This is a genomic window from Pseudomonas syringae pv. cilantro, from assembly GCF_001293775.1.
Lineage (GTDB): Bacteria > Pseudomonadota > Gammaproteobacteria > Pseudomonadales > Pseudomonadaceae > Aquipseudomonas > Aquipseudomonas syringae_P.
The window spans coordinates 102,939-127,155 of record NZ_LGLN01000013.1 but is presented as its reverse complement, the minus strand read 5'-3'; the positions used below and the strand labels follow the sequence as shown (position 1 = coordinate 127,155).

The 24,217-nt window shown below is 61.0% G+C and carries 15 protein-coding genes and 1 pseudogene; 4 read left to right on the top strand and 12 right to left on the bottom strand.

Features of this window, described 5'->3' with window-relative positions; genetic code table 11:
* Positions 1-100 precede the first annotated feature (100 nt).
* A pseudogene (locus ABJ99_RS01980) lies at positions 101-5,049 on the bottom strand (alpha-2-macroglobulin family protein).
* A 218-nt stretch (positions 5,050-5,267) separates the two neighbouring features.
* Here ABJ99_RS01980 and ABJ99_RS01975 point away from each other — a divergent pair.
* Positions 5,268-6,608 (top strand): MATE family efflux transporter, encoded by a 1,341-nt coding sequence (locus tag ABJ99_RS01975; RefSeq protein ID WP_054084397.1) that lies wholly within the window; start codon positions 5,268-5,270, stop codon positions 6,606-6,608.
* On the opposite strand, the gene ABJ99_RS01970 is transcribed toward ABJ99_RS01975, so the two are convergent.
* From ABJ99_RS01970 to ABJ99_RS01945, 6 genes are all read right to left on the bottom strand, one after another.
* The gene (locus ABJ99_RS01970) at positions 6,602-7,495 is read right to left on the bottom strand and encodes an alpha/beta hydrolase (protein WP_054084396.1); all 894 of its coding nucleotides are present in this window, start codon (positions 7,493-7,495) and stop codon (positions 6,602-6,604) included. The two genes, ABJ99_RS01975 and ABJ99_RS01970, sit on opposite strands and share 7 nt — an antisense overlap.
* 79 nt (positions 7,496-7,574) lie before the next feature.
* On the bottom strand, positions 7,575-8,675 hold the full coding sequence (locus ABJ99_RS01965; RefSeq protein ID WP_054084395.1) for a contractile injection system protein, VgrG/Pvc8 family: 1,101 nt from the start codon (positions 8,673-8,675) through the stop codon (positions 7,575-7,577).
* A 269-nt stretch (positions 8,676-8,944) separates the two neighbouring features.
* The gene (speA, locus tag ABJ99_RS01960; protein WP_054084394.1) at positions 8,945-10,858 is read right to left on the bottom strand and encodes an arginine decarboxylase; all 1,914 of its coding nucleotides are present in this window, start codon (positions 10,856-10,858) and stop codon (positions 8,945-8,947) included.
* 88 nt (positions 10,859-10,946) lie between these two features.
* Complete coding sequence (locus tag ABJ99_RS01955; RefSeq protein WP_054084393.1) at positions 10,947-11,318, bottom strand: translation initiation factor Sui1; 372 nt, start codon at positions 11,316-11,318, stop codon at positions 10,947-10,949.
* Between the two features lie 205 nt (positions 11,319-11,523).
* Complete coding sequence (locus ABJ99_RS01950) at positions 11,524-12,084, bottom strand: NUDIX hydrolase (protein ID WP_054084392.1); 561 nt, start codon at positions 12,082-12,084, stop codon at positions 11,524-11,526.
* A gap of 2 nt (positions 12,085-12,086) precedes the next feature.
* Positions 12,087-13,166 (bottom strand): DUF2333 family protein, encoded by a 1,080-nt coding sequence (locus tag ABJ99_RS01945; RefSeq protein ID WP_054084391.1) that lies wholly within the window; start codon positions 13,164-13,166, stop codon positions 12,087-12,089.
* A 307-nt stretch (positions 13,167-13,473) separates the two neighbouring features.
* Between ABJ99_RS01945 and ABJ99_RS01940 the strand changes: the two genes are divergently transcribed.
* Positions 13,474-15,117: a diguanylate cyclase gene (locus ABJ99_RS01940; RefSeq protein ID WP_054084390.1), complete on the top strand. Its 1,644-nt coding sequence runs from the start codon at positions 13,474-13,476 to the stop codon at positions 15,115-15,117.
* A gap of 6 nt (positions 15,118-15,123) precedes the next feature.
* On the opposite strand, the gene ABJ99_RS01935 is transcribed toward ABJ99_RS01940, so the two are convergent.
* Entirely contained in the window at positions 15,124-15,918 is a 795-nt protein-coding gene (locus ABJ99_RS01935) for a response regulator transcription factor (RefSeq protein ID WP_162491531.1), read from the bottom strand.
* 145 nt (positions 15,919-16,063) lie between these two features.
* A complete protein-coding gene (locus ABJ99_RS01930; RefSeq protein ID WP_054084389.1) occupies positions 16,064-16,534 on the bottom strand; it encodes a prepilin peptidase in 471 nt (156 codons plus the stop codon).
* A gap of 82 nt (positions 16,535-16,616) precedes the next feature.
* On the opposite strand from ABJ99_RS01930, the gene ABJ99_RS01925 reads away from it, so the two are divergent.
* Positions 16,617-17,072, top strand: a complete 456-nt coding sequence (locus tag ABJ99_RS01925; RefSeq protein ID WP_054084388.1) for a TadE/TadG family type IV pilus assembly protein — start codon at positions 16,617-16,619, stop codon at positions 17,070-17,072.
* Entirely contained in the window at positions 17,062-19,830 is a 2,769-nt protein-coding gene (locus tag ABJ99_RS01920; RefSeq protein WP_054084387.1) for a PAS domain-containing sensor histidine kinase, read from the top strand. The genes ABJ99_RS01925 and ABJ99_RS01920 overlap by 11 nt, the downstream gene beginning before the upstream one ends.
* Here ABJ99_RS01920 and ABJ99_RS01915 read toward each other — a convergent pair.
* The 3 genes from ABJ99_RS01915 to ABJ99_RS01905 all read right to left on the bottom strand — a co-directional run bounded on the left by ABJ99_RS01915 (position 19,827) and on the right by ABJ99_RS01905 (position 23,950).
* Positions 19,827-21,857: a pilus assembly protein TadG-related protein gene (locus ABJ99_RS01915; protein ID WP_054084386.1), complete on the bottom strand. Its 2,031-nt coding sequence runs from the start codon at positions 21,855-21,857 to the stop codon at positions 19,827-19,829. The genes ABJ99_RS01920 and ABJ99_RS01915 overlap by 4 nt on opposite strands.
* Before the next feature lie 101 nt (positions 21,858-21,958).
* Positions 21,959-23,275 (bottom strand): bifunctional DedA family/phosphatase PAP2 family protein, encoded by a 1,317-nt coding sequence (locus ABJ99_RS01910; protein WP_054084385.1) that lies wholly within the window; start codon positions 23,273-23,275, stop codon positions 21,959-21,961.
* Between the two features lie 3 nt (positions 23,276-23,278).
* A complete protein-coding gene (locus tag ABJ99_RS01905) occupies positions 23,279-23,950 on the bottom strand; it encodes a DNA-3-methyladenine glycosylase (protein WP_054084673.1) in 672 nt (223 codons plus the stop codon).
* Positions 23,951-24,217 lie beyond the last annotated feature (267 nt).

The window sequence follows — 24,217 nt, the reverse complement described above, 5'->3', positions numbered from 1 at the left end:
TTCAGGCAATACATCTTCAGCGGATGTACCAGCCTCTTCGCGAACAAGCGAAACGTCGCCCGGCTCGCTCCCGCAGGATCGCATTCCAAGCGAGCAGCGGTCATTTGCCCTTCACCACCATCTGCGCTGGCGCATCACCCAGGGCCTGCCAGTTCGGGCGGTACATCGATTCCACTTGTGGCGGCGGTACGCGGTAAGTGCCGGGTGTAACGGCTCGCGCCAGATACAGCAAGTGCACGCTGTTGCCGCCGTCGATGTCCAGCGCGGCTACGTAGCGGTCGCCGCGATATTCCTGATGCTTGATCCCAGCGTTCTGCATCGATTCACGGATGGTTTTCACCTCTTCGCTGACGTCTTTCAAGCTGGCCGAGCTTTGCACGAGGTTCTGGTTTTCCAGTTCCAGGCCTGCTGGCAGCAAGTCCACCACCAAAGCGTCCGGAACGCGCTGTTTGGCAGCGATCTCCAGATGCACAAGCACCAGTTGCCCGGTTTTCAACGCGCCGACATTCAAGGGCGCGCCGCTCAGGCTCAGGTATTCGCGCCGGATGCTCAGGTTTTCACCACCCGCCGCAGGCGGCTGGGTCGGATAGCCAGAGACGGTCAGTTGCTGATAAAGCGGCTCGCTGCCCTGATTGTGAACGGTAAGCGGCGAGCCCAGCACGGTGCCGTCCAGCTTGAGGCCCGGCTGCTTGTTGCTCAGCTCGCGGGTTTCGGTGCCGCTGGCGATGCTCGCGGTCCAGTCCTTCTCCGGTTTGCTCAACAGGTTGCGACCGGCAAGGAACAGCGAGTTGCTTTCCTGCGTGGACAGGTAACGGTTGGCCGCAACTTCATCCGCCAGGGCAAACAGGCGCTCGTCGCGCTTGTCCTTGGCGAGGTCGTTCTCTTCCAGCAACGCGAGAATCAGCGCCTGATCACGCAGCGAACTGCCATAGTCGGCCAGCCATTCGTTCTTGCGACCGACCGCCAGGCCTGCGGTCAGGGCCAGGTCGGCGCGCGGTTTATCGCCCATTTTCTCTAGCGCCACGGCCAGTTGTACCAACGGCAGGCCGGAGCGCGCATCGCTGCGGCGGTCGAACAGGCTGCGCAGTGCCGCCAACGGAGCCTGTTGACTGCGTGCCAGCACCAGCCCGGCGTAAGCCTGTACGGCAAAGCGCGTATGTTCGGCGTTCTGGCTGTAGTTGACCTGGATCTGGCCAGCATCCTGCAAGTAACGCAGCAAGCGTTCGTTGGCTTTCTTCAGCGCGTCCGGGGGCACGGCGAAGCCTTGATCGCGAGCGCGCAGCAGGAAGTCGGTGACGTAAGCGGTCAGCCAGTATTCTTCGTCGCCATCCGAGCCCCACAGGCCGAAACTGCCGTTGTAGCGCTGCATGCCCAGCAAGCGCTCGATCCCGATTTCGACCTTGCGCTTGCGTTCGGTATCCGGCTCGCCGCTCAGGCCCAGGCGCTTGAGGGTCTCGGCGTCGGCATACAGCGAGGGATAGAGACCGCTGGCGGTCTGCTCGAGGCACCCGTAAGGGTAAGCTTTCAGCGCGCGAATCTGTTCGCCAAGGTTCAGCGGCGGACGGCTCGACAGCGACAGCAGCGCCTCACGCCCCGCAGGCTCGAACGCCTCCAGCGCGCCGTCCGGCAGGCTCCAGGTCTGATCGTTGAGGGTGGCGCGGTAATGCTTGAGCATCGCCGGGTAGGCAGGGCGCACGCCCACGGTCCATTCGCGGGTGAACGCAGGCAGGTTTTCACCCGGCAGGTCCAGGCCTTCCACCAGCACCTTGATTTTGCCCTGACCCAGCCCGCCCTGCGCCAGCACCGGCACCTTCAAGGTGACGCGCTGGCCCTGTTTGAGCTGCAAGGGCTTGCTCTGATCGCCGCCCGGAATGCTCAACTGGCCTTCCGCGCTGATTTTCACGTCCAGCTTCTGCGCCGTACCCGACAGGTTGGAAATGTCCAGCGCGACGCTGGTCTGGTCGCCGCCGGCCAGAAAACGTGGTGTCGACAGCTCGGCAATGATCGGCGCGGTAACTACGGTTTTCGCCTCGGCCATGCCGTAGCGCTCGTCGGTCCAGGCCTGCGCCATGACGCGCAGTTCGCCATTGAAGTCCGGAATGTCGACGCTGACTTCGCCTTCGCCCGCATCATTGAGTGTCACCGGAGCACTTTGCAGCGCGACGATGGTGACGCTGGTGTCTGGGCGTTTGCCGCCCTTGGCCAGCGCATCGCCGCCGAACGCCATGCTCGCCAGACGACCCTGACCGGCTTCGATCAACTGGCCATAGATATCCAGTTGGTCAGCGCCGTATTGCTTGCGCCCGAACAGGCTGGCAAACGGGTCGGGCGTGGCGTAGCGGGTGATATTGAGGATGCCGACGTCCACCGCTGACACCAGCACATGGACCTGCTTCGGCACGCTGCCGTCGGCATTTTTGGCGGCAACCTTGAGGGTGAGCGGCTGTTTGGGCCGCATCTTCTCCGGCGCGATGACGGTCAGCGCCAGCTTGCGTGGCGCGCGGTCCAGCGGCAGGTGCAGCACGCCTACGGCACGTTTGGTGTGATGTTGGCCTTGCGTTCGCCGGGACGAATCACCAGTGCGGTAACGTACAAATCGTGACGCGCCCACTGCTTGTCGAGCGGGATTTCATACGACTTGCCTTCGGCCGGCACGTCGATTTCCTTCCACCACAACGGGCCTTCGCTGGACTCGATCAGCATATAACCTTTGCCCGCGGCAGGTGGCGTTACGGTGACCGTTGCCGTGTCACCGTCGTTGTAAGCAGGCTTGTCCAGCGCCAGTTTGACCTGGTCCGGCCTGACTGCGCCGCCGTCGGTGTTGTCCTGCCAACGATAACCTGCCCAGAAACGCAGGCTGCTGATCATGCCCGTGGCAGGGTCTTCCACTTCGACGCGGTACGGGCCCCATTCGACCGGAAAGCTGATCTTGGCCGTGGAGTCCTTGGTGATGTTGAGGGTTTCCTCGTTCAGGTTGAGGAATTTCTCATTGAAGTGGTAGCTCCAGCCGTCATCGGCCGAGTAGTTCCAGTAGTAGTCGCGGCGCTCGCGGATCAAACGGACCTTGACGTTATCAGCGGCCAGTTTGTTGCCAGCGGCATCGGCCATGACGATTTCGAACTCGGCCGGGCCGTCGCCATTGGTCTGCGCTTCGCCCTTGCTGGCCTCATCGTCGTAATCATCGCCACCCGTGCTGCTGCCGAACAGCGCGCGCACGCCGGGCAGTTGCTCGGCTGGCCAGATCGGCTGCACCAGACGGCGAGTGATCGGACGCCCACCGGACTCTTGCAGGCTGGCTTGCAGAATCAGTTGCAGCGGCGACTTGGCGGCGGCCCATTCGGTTTTCACCGAGAGCGTTGCGTGGCCTTCGGCGTCGAGGGTGACGGGCTCAAGCTCCAGGTCGTGCTTGAGGTCTGCTTCGGTGATCGAACCGAACTGGTAGCCCGGCAATTTGGCCACTGCTTCGCGCAACGGACGCACATACACCTGACCAGTCAGGCTGTTGCCCGAAGCGGGCGCGCCGTACAGATAGCGGCCCGTGATGTCGAACTGCGGGTCGTCGGCCGGTGCGACCGGCGTATCGCTGCCCTTGAGTTCCAGTGCCAGTCGCTCGGGCAGGAAGTCTTCGACCTTGAATTCGTAAAGCTGCGGTTTGCCGTCGCCCAGGTCGAACATCAGTTGCCAGCGCCCGGTTGGCGCTTCTTCGGCAAGCTGCAATTGATATTGGTAAAAACCGCTGCTGTCGGCTTCCCAGACGAATTTGCGGCTGACCTGATCGTCAGGACGGCGCACCTCGACGGTGATCGGTTGTGGTTTGACGCTTTTGCCGTCGCTGTCGCGCAGCAGACCGTTGAGCAGCACGGTTTCGCCGGGACGATACAGGTCACGCGGGCCGAAAATGAAGAATTGCAGCGGATGCGCCTGCGGGCCGGAGATGTCGAACTCGGCCAGGTCCAGCGCCGAGCTGTTGAGGCGCAGCATGCTGGTCTGTTCATCCTTGTGCGCCAGAACGACCGCCGCTTTGGCAGGCAGCGGCAATTGCGCATGGCCATCGCTGTCGGTCTTGCCCTGGGCGACTACTTTGCCGTTGTCGTCATAGACATCGACGCTCACGTCACCGAGGGCTTTGCCGCCTTCCAGCGCCTGGGTGAAGACATCCAGACGATTGCTGTAACGGTGCACCGACAGGCCGATATCGCTGAGGGTGAACAGGGTGGCCGGTTGCGTGTAGCTATAAGTGCCTGACGCGCGCATCACCGCCAGATAAACGCCCGGTTGTTGCAGCGCTTTGATGCCGGCAATCGGCAGCAGCACGGTTTCACGGGTGTTGCGGGCTGGTTTGAGGTCGAAGCGGCCGCTGTAGACCAGATCGGCCATGGGCAGCAGCTCTTCAGAACTGTAGCTGGACAGGCTTGACGCGCCGTCCCACTGGGCGAGGAAGTTCGGCATCGAATCGGGTTTGACCCGGAAAAATTCGACATCCACTTTGTCGACGTTCAGGGCGATGACCGGCAGGCCCTCGGCGAGACGCGTCGGCAACAGGCTGCCCCGGCTGGCGAAGCCGACAGTGGCTTGCAGGTCGCGGGTTTCCAGGCGGCTGATGTATTCGGCGGCCAGTTTAGCCTTGTTGACGGCCAGCAGCCCGGCGTCGACGGTCAGCACCAGTTTGCGCTGCGGCTCGAGGTGGCGCAGACGCAGCTCCGTGAGGTTGTCCGACAGCTCCCAGGCACCGTCGACCTTGCCGTTCTTACTGTCCACCAGATGAAGTTTGTCGCCGAAGTTCTGCTCCGGGTCTAGCGGCACCGAGAAGCTCACCGAAAGCGTGCTGGCGCCGTCAACCTGGATTTCCGAGACGTCGATGACCGTCAGCTCGCGCCCGGCATAGCGCTTGCTCAGCGCGGCGAGGTCCACGGCAGGTTTGGGCCGGGCCTCGGTAACCGCTGCCTGAGTCACGGGGGCAGCGCCCGCCGCGGGTGTGTCTGGCGTCGAGGAATCGCAGGCACTCAGCAGCGCAAGCGCGCACGCCAGAAACAATCCTTTGTTCAACATGTGGGCACTCATCGGCAACGGTAGAGAGGAGGCGACTATATAACAGTCGAGGTGACAAGTATTACTGTCAGATTGAACAGTGTGCGCCCGGACGCATTCGGGATGCAGAGATGGGCACGAGAGTTGCGGAATCATTCCTCACGCTCCAGCGTCGCACGATAGTTAAACTACATAGCCCTCGCGCTCTGGCTACAATGCCCGCCTTGTCGGGGGTTCTCATGTCTACGTTGCTCATTGATTGGCGTCACCGCTCAACCCATCGGCGTGTCTGGGCGCTGGCGGCGCCGATGATTTTGTCGAACATTTCCGTGCCGCTGGTGGCGCTGGTCGACAGTGCGGTGATTGGCCATTTGCCGCATGCGCATCAGTTGGGTGCAGTGGCAGTAGGTGCGACGCTGTATACCTTTCTCGCCTGGGCCATGGGGTTTCTGCGCATGGGCACCACCGGATTTGCCGCGCAGGCTGCGGGGCGCAATGACAGCGCGGCGCTGCGGCGGATTCTGTTGCAGGGGCTGTTGCTGGCCGGTGGACTGGCGATAGTGTTGGGCGTGATCGCCTTGCCGTTCAGCCATCTCGCGCTGGTGATGATGCAGCCGTCTGCCGACTTGCAACAGATGACCCTGGACTTCTTCCACACTCGATTATTCGGCCTGCCTGCAGCGCTGGCCAGTTATGCGCTGGTTGGCTGGTTTCTCGGCACGCAGAACGCACGGGCACCGCTGGCGATCCTGCTGGTCACCAATGTGGTCAACATCGTGCTGAATCTGTGGTTCGTGATGGGGCTGGACTGGGGCGTGGTCGGCTCGGCCCGCGCGTCGGTGCTGGCGGAGTGGACCGGCGTGGTACTTGGCCTGCTGCTGGCGCGCAAAACCCTGCGCGCCTGGCCCGGACAAATTGTCTGGTCGGCACTGAAGCTGTGGAGCAACTGGCGGCCGTTGCTGGCGGTCAATCGCGATATCTTTCTGCGCACGCTGGCGCTGCAATCGGTCATGTTTCTGATTACCGTGCAGGGCGCTCGGCTCGGTGATGCAACGGTTGCCGCCAATGCATTGCTGCTTAACGGCCTGCTGTTGACGGCCCATGCACTGGACGGCCTGGCGCATGCGGTCGAAGCGCTTTGCGGCCATGCCATCGGGGCGCGTGACCGCGACACGCTGCGTCGTTCACTGGTGGTGGCAGGCGGCTGGTCGCTGATTGCCAGCGTAGGGTTTGCGCTGTTGTTTCTGACAGGCGGGCATTGGTTCGTCAGCCTGCAGACCGACATTCCCGAGGTCCGTGAAACGGCGATCACCTACCTGCCGTATCTGGCGCTGATGCCGTTGCTCGCCGTCTGGAGCTATCTGCTCGACGGGCTGTTCATCGGTGCCACGCGGGCCCGCGAGATGCGCAATGCCATGCTGATCAGCGCGGCAGGCATCGCACCGGTTGCCTGGCTGGCTTCCAGCCATGGCAATCACGCGCTATGGCTGACCTTTCTGGCGTTTACCCTGCTGCGCGGCCTGAGCCTGGGCGCCATTGCCTGGCGCCTGACACGTAGCGATGGCTGGTTCACTCACTGAGCCGGTGCTTTCGCGGCCGGGTGCTTGTGCGGCGTGTTGTTGACGAACATCTCCACTTCGTCCGCAACCGGTGCCAGGCTGCTCAACACTTTGGCGAACGCACCGACCAGCGTGCCGTGATTGGTGCGTGAGAAATATACATCACGCGCCGGCACACCCGCTGCCCGCAGCTTCTGCGCCAGGCCGCCGGTGTTGCGCTCGGGGTTGACCACTGTGTCATTGCGCGAGGCCATCAGCAGCGCCGGTGGTGCGCTGGCACTTACGTACTTGACTGGCTGCGACTCCGGAGGCGAGTTAGGGTAGAAAAACACCGGTCTCACTTCCTCTTCCTCTATGGGCAGGAAGTCATAAGGCCCGGCCAGCCCGATCCAGCCGTTGAGAATCGACGGCGACAATCCTTCACGCGCCAGCCAGCGAGGATCAAGGGCCAGCATTGCCGCATTGTAGGCGCCCGCACTGTGGCCCATCACAAACAGGCGTTCGGGATCGCCACCGTAGGTTTTGACGTGTTTGTACGTCCAGGCCACCGCTTGGGCCGAGTCGTCCAGAAAGTCCGGGTAACGCACTTGTGGGTACAGCCGGTAGTCGGCAATGACGGCGACGATGCCACGTGCCGCCAGTGCCTGGCCGACAAACGCGTAATCAGCCCTTGAGCCTCTTCTCCAGCTTCCGCCATAGAAAAAAACCACAACCGGCGCATTGGCCGGTTTCGATTTCGGCGTGTAGATGTCCAGCATGTTGCGCGGGTCCGGACCATAGCTCAAGCCTGAAACGTGGTCGACGGGGCCGTTTGGGTTCAAGTTGTTCAGTACCCTCAAGGGCGAACAGCCAGCCAGTGCAGCAAGCAATACTCCGCCTAGCAGTGTCAGTAAAATCGTTCGGGTCATGGTTCGGGCTCTGACAGATCATTCGGATAGGGCTGAGACTACCGTAATCGGCCCCGGTTGCCGCAGTATTACCGCTACGTCATGCAGAGGCATCCGGATCACCCTCCGGGTCATTTGTCTGGCGGGCAAAGCTGATACGCGGGCTGCTCAGCTCGATGGCGTCGTGATCGATGCGCAGCGTGCTTTGCCCGGTTTCCACGGTCAGTTCGCTGCCTTCGCCAATCGCTATGCAGGTGCCATCTTGCAGGTGCAGGTGTCTTTGAACCTCCGAAAGGGTCTGCCAGTCGAGGTGCATGTGGACGTTTTCGGCGTCGTGAGTGCCGGGTGATTCAAAAACGGCCAGTGGATCGTGGCTCGGATTCTGAAGACAGGCGGTGATCAGCGGTGGTTGTGAGTCATCTTCGGCAAAGCTCACCAGCACCGGCACCCCACCCAGGCATTCGAAGTCCAGCCCGGGCGCAATCTTCAGCCAGCATCCGCCGGTACGGTCGTGCAGGTCCCATTCGAGCCGCACCTGCACCCGGCCTGAGGCATCGCGCCTGGCTTGCTCGCCGCCAGGGCCCACGAGCCAGCCCCGTTGCAGATGGGCAATCAGCGGGCGGGGCGGCAGCGCAAGCGCAAGCGCGGGTACGCGGGTATCCGCGAAGATCAGATGATGGTGGCGGCGCGAGTGGACGAAGTAATAGTGGATGTTTTCTTCTGCACACAGGCGTTGCACCAGTTGCAGGTCGGATTCCTGATACTGCACGCAGCACTCGCGCTCGCGACACTCTGTATGCAGGTCAAAGCGATAACTGTTCTTCAAACCATGTTCTTTCAGCACCTGGGCGATGATGCCTGGCGCAGTCATGTGCTGGAAGAGTCGTGAGTTGTAACGCAAACCCAGGCAGCTCAGCCGGGGCCCCATGGTCAGCGTGTAGCACGCCGGGCCGGGTTGGTAATGGCTACGGGTCGCGCTGTGAATCTGCCCGTGAAAACCCGGCTCGTCGCTCGGGTTCAGGTAGGCCGGCTTGAACATCAGGCTGGCAAGATCCAGGTCGAAGCCGTCGCCGAGAATCTCTATTTCAAACACAAATGGCTGGCTGATTGCCTCTGTGGGATTGAAGGATATGACGTCGAAGCAGCGTTGCAGTCGGGCGATTTCCAGACGAAAGAACGGCGCGCTGGCTGTGTCGGGCATGAAGGTGTCTCGGCGGGAATGCGGTCGCGGATTCTGGCGGAAAAGGCAGGTGGCGCGGCTTGATCAGGCAGAAAAGGACATTGCCTACAGAGGGATGGGGTTGGGGATTACGCGGGTGGGGTTGGTGTCTTCAGGCGCGGGTCTGGATTGGCCTACGACTTTCGTGCCAATACCTTATTATCGTTCCTCACGCTCAGCGTGGGAGCGCATTTCGCGGCGCTCATTCCCGTTCCCCTGCGGGAACGAGAAATGATGAGCCACCGATAGGGTCAGGAAGACAGGTACGAAGAGCGCGTCAGGCCCAGGCGCAGGGCATCGAGGAAGTAGGTGCGTTCGCGCGGGGTGATCTTGGCGCTGGCGACTTTGTCCCGGTAATGGGTCATCAGTTCTTCCGGCGACAAATGCACGTAGCGCAGCATGTCTTCGATGGTGTCGTGGGTTTCGATACCGGCGTGATACACGCTGCCATCCGGGTTCTGGTAGATGTTCACCGAATCGGTGTCACCGAACAGGTTGTGCATGTCGCCCAGAATTTCCTGATAGGCGCCTACCAGGAAGATCCCCAGCAAATAGTCTTCGCCTTCGTTCAGCGAGTGCACCGGCATGCTGGTCTCGATGCTCTGCTCGTCGACGTATTGCTTGATCTTGCCGTCGGAGTCGCAGGTCAGGTCTTGCAGCACGGCGCGGCGTACCGGTTCTTCGCCCAGACGATGCAGCGGCAGAATCGGCAGCACCTGGCCGATGGCCCAGGTATCCGGCAGGCTCTGGAACACCGAGAAGTTGCAGATGTACTTGTCGGCCAGCTTGTCGTTGAGTTCGTCGAGCACCTGACGGTGCGAGCGTTGACGCGCTTTCAGCGAGTTGTACAGGCGGCGGCAGACGGCGAAGTAGCATTGTTCGCCCAGTGCTTTCTCGGCCAGGCTGATCTTGCCGTCGGCGTACTGGGTGGCGATGTCGCTCATGTAGTGCGTCGCGCGCCAGTAGGTTTCGGTGACCATTTCGATGTCGGTCGGGCCTAGCAGGTCAACCAGCCATTGCACGGTTTCCGGCAGGCTTTCCTTGTCGGCGATTTCCGGGACTTCGTCGTTGTGTTTCTCGACGTCGGTCACCTGGACCACCAGCATGGCGTGGTGCGCGGTCAGCGAGCGGCCGCTTTCCGAGAAAATGTGCGGGTGCGGCAGGCCCTGCGCGTCGCAGAATTCTTTGAGCATGCCGACCACGACACCGGCGTAATCGTCCATGTCGTAGTTGATCGAGCTGGCGTTGCGCGAGTGCGTGCCGTCGTAGTCGACGCCCAGACCGCCGCCGACGTCGATGTAGTCCACCGGCAGACCGAGTTTGCGCAGTTCGCCGTAATAGCGGATTGCTTCCTTGAAACCATGCTGGTAGTCGGCCAGGTTGGCGATCTGCGAACCCATGTGGAAGTGCAGCAGGCGGATGCCCTGATCCAGACCGGCCTTGCGGAAGCGCTCGACCACCGACAGCAATTGTGCGGCAGACAAACCGAACTTGGATTTCTCGCCACCGGTGTCAGCCCATTTGCTCGACGCCAGAGACGACAAGCGCACACGCAGGCCGACTTGTGGGGCGACTTTCAGCTCGGCGGCCTCTTCGATGACCAGTTCGACTTCGGATTCTTTCTCGATGACGATGAACACGTTGTGACCGAGCTTCTGGCCCATCAGCGCCAGACGGATGAACTCGCGGTCCTTGTAACCGTTACAGACGATGGTGCCGCCTTTCGGCGCCAGTGCCAGCACAGCCATCAGCTCGGGCTTGGAGCCGGCTTCCAGACCGATAGACACGTTCTGTGTGGCAATGATGTTTTCCACCACCGCTTCTTGCTGGTTGACCTTGATCGGGTACAGCGCGGTGTACTGGTTCTGGTAGTCCAGGCGCGCAATGTTGCTGTCGAACGCACCGGTCAGCTGACGCACGCGGTCTTGCAGGATGTCGGGGAAGCGCACCAGCAACGGCAGCGACAGGCCGCTCTTGCGCAGATTGTCGACCTGCTCGTAAAGATCGATCGGCGAGCTGCCTGGCCCGTTAGGGCGAACTTCAACGCGACCCGCTTCGTTGATTGCAAAATAACCCGCGCCCCAATGGCGAATACCATAAACGCTGCGGCTATCCGCAACTGTCCATTGGCTGCCATCGTCTTTGCGTGTGCGTCGTACGGACATCGAAGTCCCCTATAAAGAAGTCGTAGCGCCAGCCAATAGCCAGCTGGGCGCAGTGTAATGAGTTGAAATGACGATTTGATTCGCGGATTCAGCCGCCGGACTTCTTGGCCTTGAAACCTTTTCTGGTCAGTTCTGCGATCAGCAGTTCGACATGATCGCCCTGAATCTCGATCACGCCGTCCTTGAGCGATCCGCCTGTGCCGCAGCGTTGCTTGAGGGCTTTGGCCAGCTCTTTGAGCGGCTCTTCGGCCAGCGGCACGCCGCTGATGGTGGTGACTGTCTTGCCGCCACGGCCTTTGCTTTCGCGGCGCACACGCGCTATGCCGTCGCCTTCCGGCAGGGCCGTCTGCTTGCAGGTGCAGTCAGCAACGGGTTGGCGACAATCGGGGCAATGACGCCCTGCGTCGGTTGAAAACACCAGGCCACCCAGGGCGGCGAGAGAAGCGGCTTTTTTAGCCACGCAAAATCCTCTTGTTGAGGACTGAAGACCGGTCGGGCTCGCACGAGCGATCGACCGCGAAGCCCCACTCTGGCAGGGGCAGCGCTACTGCGGCGGCAGTGCCGACACAGTTTGAAAAAGGTCGCGCAGTGTAACGGCAAACAAGCCGGTTGCTAAGGGGCTGGATGTGCCAATTTACTGAACGCTTGCTTACCGGGCACGTGCTTTACCGAACCGGCGATTCACTGAAATGAGCGGTCTGTGCCAAGTAGCGTTTCAGCGCTGCCAGCGAGTCCGGGCAGTACGGGGTCTGCTCAGCCTGACGCAACACGTCGTCGACCGGCATGAAGAGCGCTTCCAGCACCTCTTCGGGCTGAAGTGTCAGGGGCCCGTCCCACACGGCCGAGAACACTGCGCACCACAGCCGATTACCCGGCTGATCGAAGAAGAACCGTTCGTGCGCCTGCAATGGCACGCCGCTCACCCCCAGCTCCTCTTCGAGCTCCCGAGCGGCAGATTCGGCATAGCTTTCATCCGCCTGCACCATCCCGCCCGCTGCCACATCCCAATAACCGGGATAAATCGCCTTGCTCAGGGTGCGCCGATGTACACACAGTTCGCCTGCGCTGTTGAACAGCAGAATATAGGTGCCGCGCCCGATCAGGCCTTGTTCGCGCAGCTCGGCGCGAACCCGGGAGCCCAGCAATTGATCCTGCTCGTCGACCCAGGCGATCTGCTCGGCGTCGGAGGCGGCGCGGTGCGCGGCCTCGTTCGAGGGAATGGCCATAATCAGCCCTGATTCAGCAACTGACGCAGGTCGATCACCGCAGCATTAGCCCGGGAAATGTAGTTGGCCATGACCAGCGAGTGGTTGGCGAACATACCAAACGGGCTGCCGTTGAGAATGACCGGGCTCCACATCGGCTCCTGCGAGGCTTCCAGCTCGCGAATGATCTGACGCACGCTGACCGTCGCGTTCTTCTTGGCCAGCACGTCGGCGAAGTCGACTTCGATGGCGCGCAACAAATGCGACAGCGCCCAGGCCTGACCACGTGCTTCGTAGAACACGTTGTCGATCTGCAGCCATGGCGTTTCGACAATTTCCTCATCGACCTGCGGCACTTCGCCCGGTTTGACCGAAATGTTGCTCTCGGTTTTCAGCGTGCTGTTCAGCTTGACCCGACCGACACTGGCCGACAGCCGTTGCGACAGCGAACCCAGGCGGGTGCCGACATCGCCCAGCCAGTTGTTCAGGTTGTCGGCACGCGCATAGAACAGCGCGCCTTTCTGGTTCGGATCAGACAAGCGAGTCTGATAGCGGCTCAGGGCCTTGATGCCTTCGGCGTATTGCGACTCGCTGGAAGGGAACAGCCAGGTGTCGTCCTTCACGTTGAACAGTGGCTCGGCGCGGGCCAGATCGCCGTCTTCGGCCGACTGCGATTGCGAGCGGGCAAAGTCTTTGCGCAGCGCGCGGCTCAGGTCGCGCACCTGTACCAGCACGCCGTATTCCCAGCTCGGAATGTTGTCCAGCCATACGCCCGGCGGCATTTTGTCATTCAGCAGGTAGCCCCCCGGCTTGTTCAGCAGGGTGCCGGCCACGCTTTTCAAGGTTTCGACGGTGGTGTAGCCGATGACCATCTGCTTGCTTTCACGCTCTGCAGCGGCCTGTGCGTTCTGTTGCACCGGGAACAGAGCTGGCTCGCGGCTCCAGTACCAGCCGACCAGCAACGCGACCAACAGATAAATCAAGACCAAGGCGCCCAGCGCGCGGCTATAGAACAGGTTACCCAGGTAACCTCGGCGTCTGGCCGATGAGGTATCAGCGGTGCGCTCGCCCGGGCTGCCTGCGCGGTTCTTCCAATCCAGCATGGTAGGGTCCTTTCGATCTTGAGTTGAATGCTACACGAATCGTTCGACCGCAAGCTTACTGGGCAGTTGCAAGCTTCAGGCTTCAAGTCGCAAGCTTCAAGCATAAGCCGCCCGCTTCTAACTTGCAGCTTGCAGCTTGCAGCTTGCAGCTTATAGCCGCAACCTATCAGTCGATTGATTTTGAGTAGTGGCTATGCGCCATTGTTTCGTTGTCAAATAAGTGACTTACGGCGCGCTGGCGTCGTATGGGAGGTGCTAGCATAGCGCTATCATTCGTACCGCTCAGTAACATCACAGTAGCCTGAATATGAAAGAGCCCGAAGATCCCAGTCGCGATCGCTTGAAGCATCATTTTGCCCAACGGGTCATTCATCAGGCACGTCAGATTCTCGAGACGTGGCAACGCCTGCAAAAAGCCGAATGGTCGCTGGCCGACATGGCCGAGCTCAACGAGTCGATCCTGCGCCTGCTGCGTTTTGCCGAGCGCTTTGAGCAGGCTGAACATGTTGCGCTGGCGAATGAAATCGGCCAGGCGCTGAACGCCGTTGAAGCCAACCGTGGGCGCCTCAACAGCAGTGCCATTACCGAGCTTAATCGCCTGATGCAGCGCTTGTCACGGACCGGGCTCAGGCATGGCGACAGGCTGGAACACACCGCACTGCCGCCGCTGCGCAAACCGGTTTATGTGGTGCTGCAGGATCACGAACGCGCCGAGCGGTTGGCCAAACAACTGGAGTTTTTCGGCTTGGCGGCGCTGTCATTGCACAGCGTTTCCGACTTCCAGTCCGCGATGGCGCAGCGGCATCCGGCGGCGATTGTCATGGATGTCGATTTTGGTGGTACCGGCCAAGGGCTGAAACTGGCTTCGCAAGCCCAGGAAGGGTTGGAACACAAACTTCCGTTGTTGTTTTTCAGCCTGCATGAAACCGAGACGCCCACCCGGCTGGCCGCCGTGCGCGCGGGGGGGGAAGAGTTTCTGACCGGGGCGCTGGAAGCGTCGAGCTTGCTGGAGAAGATCGAAGTCCTGACCTGCGTGGCTCAATATGAGCCTTACAAGGTGCTGATCATCGATGACTCGCGTGCTCAGGCGATGCACACCGAGCGCGTGCTGAATGCTGCCGGTATTGTGACGCGGGTGTTGATCGATCCGATTCAGGCGATGGCCGAGCTGGCCGAGTTTCAGCCTGACCTGATCATCCTCGACATGTACATGCCGGGCTGCACCGGGACCGAGCTGGCCAAAGTCATTCGGCACAACGACCGTTACGTCAGCGTGCCGATCATCTACTTGTCGGCCGAAGACGATCAAGACAAGCAGCTCGACGCCATGAGCGAGGGCGGCGACGACTTTCTGACCAAGCCAATCAAGCCGCGCCACCTGATCACCACGGTTCGCAACCGTGCTGCCAGGGCCCGCAGCCTGAAAGCGCGGATGGTCCGCGACAGCCTGACCGGGCTCTACAATCACACGCACATCCTGCAACTGCTGGAAGACTGCAGCTTTCGCTCGCGCCGTGAAAACAAGCCGCTGTGCTTTGCCATGCTCGATATCGATCACTTCAAGAAGGTTAATGACAGCCACGGCCACCCGATGGGCGACCGCGTGATCAAAAGCCTGGCGTTGTTTCTCAAGCAGCGCTTGCGCAAGACTGACTTTATCGGCCGTTATGGCGGCGAAGAGTTCGCGGTGGTCATGCCGGACACCGACATTCATAGCGCGCATAAAGTGCTCGACGAGATTCGTCACCGTTTCGCCGAAATTCATTACCCCGCGCAGCCGGTCGACCTGTTCTGCACCTTTAGCGCCGGCGTGGTCTGCCTTGGCAGTCATGGCGACAGCCTGAGCCTCGCGTCCCAGGCCGATATCGCGCTGTACCGTGCCAAGCATGCCGGTCGCAATCAGGTGCACTCGACGTTGTCAGATGCGCCTTACCATGTGGTGAAGGCTTGATTCGCTTCAGTAGTGATTCTCGGTTGCGCGCTGCCGTTCTGCGGATTTGCCGGGCGAAAACGCCAGTGCCAGTTGCGTGCGATTGTGCATGTGGGTCAGGCGCAGCACTTGCGACACGTAGAGTTTGACGGTGTTTTCGGTAATTCCCAGTTCACAGGCAATCTGGTAGTTGGTCAGCCCGGTGCTGACCAGCTTTGCCACATCCACCTGACGCGGTGAGAGCTTGGCCAGCACCATGGGCACCGGTGTATTGCCTTGGGCAACGTTACGCGCTTTGGGCTCGGCGGGCGGTGGGGTTCGTGTGTTGTCCAGATTCTGGTAAAGGTCATCGATCGATGCCGCCAGATGCTGGAGCTTTTCATTGAGAAGGCCCAACTGCTTGCGGTTCTTCTGTCGCTCATCCAGCGCGATCAACTGGAGCTTCACGCCTTCCAGCAGGTCCTGCAGATCGACCGGTTTCTGATAATAATCGGCGATGCCTGCGCGCAGGGCCTTGATCACGTCCTTTTTTTCGGCACGCCCGGTCAGCATGATGGCCTCGAACAGGTGCGTCTTGCCGCCGATCTGCTTCATGGCTTCGACCATCTCGATGCCGTTCATGCCGGGCATTTCCAGATCGCAGAGGACAATTCCGATGCTGCTGTCGTGGCTGAACTGTTCGATGGCTTCCAGGCTCGAGTGACAGCGCACGCATTGAAAGTCATTGCTCTCCAGATATTCACTGAGTTCTTCAACGACCAGAGGCTGGTCATCAACCACCAGAACTTTTGTAACCGGTAATGTATTCACATGCGACTCCATGCTGTAGTACCTCGATAACACATCGAGGGCTTTATCCATTCAGCAAACACGATGGGGTGATTTTCGAGCGTGAGGTGTTTTACAGCACTTATTTAAACGTAGCTGCACTTTCTGATTATGTACATAGCATTAACTGTTCATTCGACTAGTGGATCAATGCCGCAGTGGCTAACAGTCCGGTCAATAAAAACGGCGAGAAAGGATATTTATCTGGCGCTGCAGGGTTCATATACGGATAACGTCGCGTAAGCCCTTGGTGAATAAGGTGCCAGGCGCTGCGCCCGACGATCAACCACGTCAGCATGGCGACACCCGCGCCAATAAACGTGCACAACAAATACGTACTGTTCGCTGCAAGGGCCAGTGCCGCCAACAGCTTGACGTCGCCCGCGCCCAGCCTGCCCAGTGCATAGCCGGGTAGCGTCAGGCCCAGTGCAATCAACAGGGCCAGAGCGGCTTCAGCGGGTTCAGCGCCCAGCCAGGTCTGGCCATAAAAGAACAGGTATCCCGCCGCCAGGGCCATTGCACCCAGTGTCAGCCCATTGGAAATTTCTTTTTTTCGAGCGTCCTGCTCGGCACATACGGCAAACCACACAAGTAGGCAAAATAATTTCATCAATCAACGCACATCCTGTTTTACCTTTGCCGGAAAGAATCTATGCTGTTTTCAAGTGGCAAGTGTCAGGGTAGACGTCGACATGAAAACAGTCTTGCATCGTTCTTCTGCGCGCAAACAGCGGGGCGCTGCCGCTATTGAATTCGCGGCCGTGTTCGTGATTTTTTTTGCAGTGTTCTATGGCATGGTGAGTTATAGCCTGCCGTTGCTCATGATGCAGTCTTTCAACGCGGCCGCCAGTGAAGCGGTGCGTCGAAGTGTTGCCCTCAGTCCGGCCATTGCCAATTACGACAGCTTGTTGCGCAGCCAGGCTCAGAGCGTGGTCATGACGCAATTGGCGTGGATGCCGGCGGCTTTGGGCTTCAATCCTGCCTATACCAGCGTGACCTATAGCGCTGGCGTGCTGACGGTCACTATCCAGTACCCAAAAACCCGGCTGACCCAGGTGTTGCCGTTGTTGACGCTTCCGGGCATTGGTGAGGTCCCGCGCTTGCCGAATAACCTTACTGCACAAGCGAGCCTGCAACTTGTCCCTTGAAAAAAACCGCCTGAGTCGTTGGCTGGGCCGTGGCGAAGCGTCGCCCGGGCCGCAGAGTGTGGCGTCGAGCAGCGGGCCTGATCCGATTGGTGCCGACCTCTACCTGCTGCTCGACGACGAGGGGCAGGTGCAGAGCATCAGTGCGCATCTGCTGGCGCGGCTGGGCATCGCCGCGCCAATGGCAGCGACGCAACGCTTGATGAACCTGCTGTTGCCCAATAGCGCGCTGGTCATCGAGGGCGTGCCGCACGACTGGCTGGGGCACATGCTCGACCTGGATTTCAAAAGTACCGATGCGCACACATTGCACGCGCGTGGCTGGGTGCAGGCGCATGGCAAGGGCTGGCTGCTGCAATTGCTCGATATCAGCGACTTGATGGAGGAGGCCAGCGCCGCGCGCAGTCGTCAGCAGTGTCTGCGTTTTGCCGGGCAGATGGCCGAGCGAGTACGGGTCTGCAATGTGGCGCGGCTGACTGCCGTGGTGACCGAGCAACTTGAAGAGCTGGCGCAGCTCTGGCGAATCCCGTGCGTTGCGCTGGTGTTGCCGGAAATCAGCGGCGTTGGCTGGCGTGTCTACTGTCAATACAGCGCCCATACCGCGCCGGAGTTGTGGCAGGTCGGGCAGCGCCTGGGCAGCGCGCTGGACCAATTCGACGCCAACAGCGTGCATCAACTGAAGTTCGGCAGCGACGCTGATCATGCCGGTCTGCAAAGTGCTTTCGGCAACGCCAACGGCTTTCTGATCCCGCACAGCCGGGACAACGTGGCCAAGGCCTGGCTGATGTTCGGCTTTTATGACCCGCAGCAGCAGGCGCCGGATCTGGGCGAGCGCGAATGGCTGAACCTGTGTTCGGCGCTGGCCGGGCCGGTGCTGTTTCGCCTCTCGGAACAGCATAATCGTCATCACGTAGAGCGTCTGGCGGTGCTGCAGGACCTACTCGGCACTGGCTGGTGGGAGCTGCTGCCCGCCAGCGACGAAATCCTGCTCGCCCCGCAGTTGGCGCGTAATCTGCGTGTCGGCGACCGGATCGAAAGCCTGTCGCGTACAGACTGGCTGGCGCTGATTCATCCGGCAGATCGGCAGGAATTGTCCAGCCGCCTGGCCCGGCTGCGCGACAAAGGCACGCCGATGCTGCTGTGCGTGCGTCTGGCGCAGAGCGATCCGGCGCAGGAAACCCTGTGGTTTCGGATTCAGGGTCAGGCGCTGGTCAGTGGTCAGGTGCAGCGGGTGCTCGGCTTCATGCTCGACGTCAGCGACATCAAGAATCAGGAAACCGAAGCGGCCGCCGCGCACGCCCGGCTGGACAACCTGATCGCCAGTTCGCCCGCGGTGATCTACGTGCAGCGTTACGATCAGGGCAATCTGGAACCGACTTTTTTCAGTGACAGCCTCACCCCGCTGTTGGGCTGGACGCTTGCCGACTGCGTAGACGGTCAACTGGTTGAGTACATTCACCCCGAAGACCGCGATATCTGGTTCGAGCGTACTCGCCAACTGTTGCGCGAAGGCTTCGTCAGCCGACGTTATCGGCTCCGCGACCGGCAGGGCGATTATCACTGGCTGCTGGACGAGGCGCGTCTATTGCGCGATGACCTCGGAATCCCGGTGGAAGCCGTCGGTCTGTGGCTGGATGTGACCGAGGCAACGCTGGCGGCGGAACAGGTGCGCAAGAGTGAGGAGCGTTACCGGATTCTGGTCGAGGATTCTCCGGCGATGATCTGTCGCTACACGCCGGACCTGGTGCTCAGCTTCGGCAACCGGCCACTGGCCAACTACATGGAATGCACCCCGGAACAGCTGACGGGGATCAATCTGGGCGACTGGCTCTCCGATGAACAGCGCGAGGCGTTTATCAGGCGCATCGGGCTGTTGACCCCGGAGTCGCCGTTGAGCACCGAAGAAATCTGCATCGAGCTGCCCGGTCGTGAATACGCCTGGTGGGTGTGGGCGGATCGAGGTGTGTTCGATGAACAGGGCAAGCTGGTCGAGATTCAGGCGGTGGGGCGCGACAACACCGATGTGCGCCGCTCGCGCATGCAACTGAACCAGAGCGCCAAGATGGCGACCCTGGGCGAAATGGCCACCGGCCTGGCCCACGAGATCAATCAGCCGCTGAATGTCATGCGCATGGCGGTGGTCAACGTGCTCAAGCGTCTGGGCCGCGGCGACGTGGATATCGACTACCTCACCGAGAAGCTCAACCGCATCGACTCTCAGGTGCAGCGTGCGGCGCGGGTCGTCGACCACATGCGTGTGTTCGGTCGGCGCTCCGAGATCGAGGAGCAACTGTTCGATCCGGTTCAGGCGGTCGAAGGCACGATCTCGATGTTGACCGAAGGCATGAAGGGCAAAGGCGTGCAGTTGCGGGTCGGGAGCATGATCGAGGGCGTGCAGGTGCGTGGGCATGTCGATCAGTTGGAGCAGGTGCTGATCAACCTGATGGTCAACGCTCGCGATGCGCTGTTGTCGCGCCGGGAAAAAGACCGCAGTTTCGAACCGTGGATCAGCGTCGAAGCCGAGCGCGATGAAAATATCATCCGCCTGGTGGTGCAGGACAACGGCGGCGGTATCGATCCGCGCTTGCTGGAGCGCATCTTCGAGCCGTTTTTCACCACCAAACCGGTGGGCGTCGGCACCGGGCTGGGGTTGTCGGTCAGCTACGGCATTGTCGACCAGATGGGCGGCCAACTGACCGTGAGCAACGTTGACGAAGGCGCGCGCTTTCGCATCGAGTTGCCGATCTACAACGCCGATTAGATCACCAGCGTCGCCTGGCCGAGGTTGCAACTCAGATTGGCACCGACATCGGCAGCCCCCAGGTTCAGGCCCAGCGACTCGAACAACGGGTCGACCACCGAGGTCAGCAATCGAGTAAGCGTGTCATCGACGATGGCATCCAGCGCTAGGGTCAGGCTGCTCAGCATAGTCGCCGCGCCAGTGATGAGATTGCCGAGCACATTGCTGGTCGCCGGTTTGTAGACATTCACCTTCACGCTGGACACCGTGCCGTTGAGCAACGTGCTCGGTTTGGTGTACGCAACGCCGGTCTGGAAATACGGGGCGTTGCTGATTTCCGGCAGATTGGGCGAGCTGAAGGACGTACTGACCGCCGACGATTTACCCAGCGCTGACTGGCTGACTGTGTCGAATGTAAGGCCGATACCGCCACCGCCGAAAGGCACTCGAGGTCCACAGGTCCCCAAAGTAGGGAGCCCTAGCAGCTTCTGACAGGTCATAGTGCCGATATCGAGTACCGGCAGCGGCAGGGCGGTCACTGCCGCCGGATCAGTGCTGGCCGGAAATGCACTCGCAGGGTCGATCCCGCCGACTTTAGCGCTAAGCAAGGCGGCGTCGGTTTTGACGCTCAGGGTTTTGCTGGTGTTGCTGGCGCAGGTGAAACCGGTGACATAACTCTCGGCACTCGCCAGCGACAGGCTCAAGTCGATTCTGGGGCCGGATGCGCCGGCCGTCAGAAATTTGGGGTCGGCGACTATGCAACTGGTCAGCCCGAGTGCGCAGGTGGAAGCGCCCAGGGTACCGGCAATATTCAGACTCAATGCATTGCTGAGAATCGGCGTCAGGCTGCCGACCACCGAGCCGGCGGTATTGACCAGCGACGTGATCGTGCCCAGCACCGGCAGGTTGATCGAGACCAGCGCCCGCATTTGCGCGGTACGCACGTAAATCCGGTTGGCGCCGGTTTTGGGGTTGTTCGGGTCGATCTTGCTTGGGTCGCCAATGGCTGAAAGCTGCGGCGGCTCGATCACCTGAATGCGCGTCGTGACCTGTGCCAGGTTGCCGACATTGATCTGCGCGGCGGTGGAAATACCGGTTTTGTCATTGGCCAGTTGCGCAATACCTTGCACGAGGTCCATCAGACGCAGATTGGCACTCAATGCCGCGATGTCCGGTGCGCCCTGGATCGACAGTAAATCGCCCAGTACCACCGTGGTCGCCCCGGACGCCAGTTTCAAGGCCTGCAAGCCCGCAATGGTCGCGGTGCCGCCCAGCGCCGCGCCGGGGTCCAGCACATTGATCGCGCTCTGAATCAACTGGCTGACTGACACCGAGGTGCTGAGCACACTGCTATAGCCGACGGCCGTCAGATTGAGGTCGGTCTTGAGTCGGTTCAGATAGCTCAGCAGGCTGAGGTCGGTGGTGGCAAGACCTTGCCAGTTGGCCACGCTGAGGTTCAGCGTGCCACCGAGCAGGCTGCCAATGACCGGGTTGAGGATCGCCGCGCGGGTGCTGTCGATGGTGACCGTGGCGCTGCGGATGGTCAGGGCTGCGAGAGGTGAGGCGCTGGCGGCGACGGCTTTGGCGCTGAGCGGAACATTCTGTGGCGTTGCCGGGCCGCCGAACAAGGCCCCGATACCTGCGGCAATACTGTGTGGCACAGGGTGCGTGGCGACTACCTCGATGGCCAGCGCCTGAGTCGGATCGACACTGAACGTTCGCTGGCTCAGGGCGTTCAGCACCAGCGTGCCGCAGCGGGTTGTCAGCGTGCGACTGTCGCTGCCGGGGGTGAAGCCATTGCGGATGGCGCTTTGCCTGGCAAAGTCCGCAGCGCTGGAGGTGCCGCTGCATGTACCTCGGCGTCCGGCAGCTTCCAGCGCGGCAATGTCTGCAACCCGCTGCAGCGAACGCTTCTCCAGATAAAGGCGGCCGCTGTCGACCACGACCAGTGTGCACAACAGCGCCAGCCCCAGCGTCAGCGCCGCCATCAGGCCGATTGCACCGCGTTGCCGATGCTGCGTTGCGGTATAACGATTCAGGCGAGACATCAGCACTCCTTCGGCAACGCCGTCGCTCACTCTCCGGTGTGAGGGGAGTGTAGACAACGCCTCGAAGACGCGCTGACAAGCTGTCAGCTTCGCCGTTACGTTCAGTACTGGTAGCGCAGCACCGCATGCGACAAGGCGCGCACGGCAAATATGCCGAGCAGGGCGGTCATGGCCGGAACGATCAGCCACCAGACCCGGACTGACATTGCGCGCAGCGATTCCTTGCGCTGGAAGAACGCCAGGCTGGCCGCGCAGACGCAGAACGCCAGAAGCATGCCGGCCAGAATATCGGTCGGCCAGTGAACGCCCAGGTACACCCGTGACAGGGCAATCGCCAGCGCCGGAATGCCGCAGACCAGCATCCAGGTCAGGCGCAAACGCACCGGCTGGCCACGGCCTGCCAGCACCGCAAGGGTCATGAACAGCGCGAACGCCGCAGAGCTGTGCCCGCTGGGCATGCTGTAGGAGGTAATCGGGTCGAGCAGGACTTCCGGGCGCGCGCGGGCGAAGAATGTTTTCAACGTACCGTTCGCGATGGCCGTGCCCAGTGTGACGGTCAGCGCGAAGGCTGCATGGCGCCACTGTCGGGCAACCGCCAGCACGATGATCAGCAAGGACGCCGCCAGCAACTGAGCCTTGAAGTCGCCGATGCTGGTGACGAACAGCACGATGTTCTGCGCGGCTTCGCTGCGGTGTTCCTGGACCAGCGTCATCAGACCGTTGTCGAAATCAGCCAGGTAGGGCCAGCCAATGAACAGCGCCGCCACCAGTATCAGGCTGAGTGCGGAAATCACTTTGGTGGCGTAGCGCTTCTGGCGAATGCTGCTCTGAATGCTCAAGCCAAACAGAATCGCCAGCCCGGCACCGACCACCGCAGCCTCGGGCCAGAAACCTTCCGGCAGCGGCAGGCGAATGGCCGCACCGGCGGCCCAGCCCGGCATCAGGTAGGCAATCGACCAGCCTGCGGCCGCCAGCACACTGACCGCCACAAAGCGTGGCAGCGGCATGTCGCACATACCGGCGATCATCGGCAGCATGGGTCGCAGCGGGCCGATGAAGCGGCCGACCAGCAGGCTGGCAATCCCGTAGCGATGGAAATAGGTCTCGGCCCCGGCCATCCATTCCGGGTGGGTGCGCAGGCCCGGCAACTGGCGGATGTTCTGGTGGAAACGACGACCGATGAAGTACGACACCGCATCTCCGAGCAGCCCGCCCAGAAAGCCCAGCAGCAGCACTTCGCTCAACGGCAGGATGCCGCTGCCAGCCAGCGCGGCAATGGCAAACATGATCACAGTGCCCGGCACGACAATCCCGACAATCGCGACACATTCGGTAAATGCCACTAAAAAGATCGCGACAGCCACCCAGGAAGGGTTGGCCGTCAACCAGCCGGTCATGCCATTGAGCAGGTCGCCCATTGATCAGTTTCCTTGATCGAGAAGTAAGTAGTCGCGGCCTTCGACCTGGCCGCGTCTGAGAGGGTTCCGTGTGCAGAATCGTGCGTAACCGGCGTCCACGAAGCGATACAGCAAATGCTCGTCGCGTCCGGCGGGGATGCCCAGTCGGGTGGTCTGAATGATGCGTTCGGGTGTCTGGCCGACATCCTCGACCAGCAGTTTTTGCGGATCGAAGCGCTTTGCGTCCCAGGCCGGGACTTTCAGCCCCAGTGCCTTGCACAGCAGTGTCTGGCCGGCGCAGAGGCGTTGCGCCGGGCGAATCTGGCCGCTGGCGTCGGGATTGTTCAATTGCATCTGTGCAAGGGCGTTCTCGTCGCTGATAGCGTCGGTCCACGGGAATGCCGACTTGATCAGTACCGCATTGCCCGGCCCTTCGGCGCTGAAGTTCAGCGAATCGCCGCCGCGCGCGTAATACATGTAAATGTGGCCGCCTTCGAGGAACAGTGCCTTGCGTTTCTCTGTGTAGCCAAGCGACGCGTGGCTGCCTTTTTCTGCGCAGTAATAGGCTTCGGTCTCGATGATTCGCGCCGCCAGCCACAACTCGCCGACCTTGTGGCGGATGACCTTGCCCAGCAGGTCGCGCGCCAGCAGTTGGGCATCGCGCTGGAAAAAACTGTCCGAAAGAGCAACGGGCATAGCAGCAGGCATAGATAAGACAGGTAAGTTGAGAAGGTGACCGATCATAGCAAGCGCAACTTTAATTGCAGCTGAATGTGTCGGTATTGGCGACTTTGTTGTTTCTGAAAATGACTGAATCATGACAAGCCGGTTAACCCGCGCGAGCGCTTTGTGCGTGCGTCTCCCTGCGACGCCGGTCGCGACACTGCACAGGCTGAGCGCTCATCGTTATACATGAGTCCTGAAAAGCTCGGAAAATGGGGCGTTCAGGCTTCTGCCCGCAGG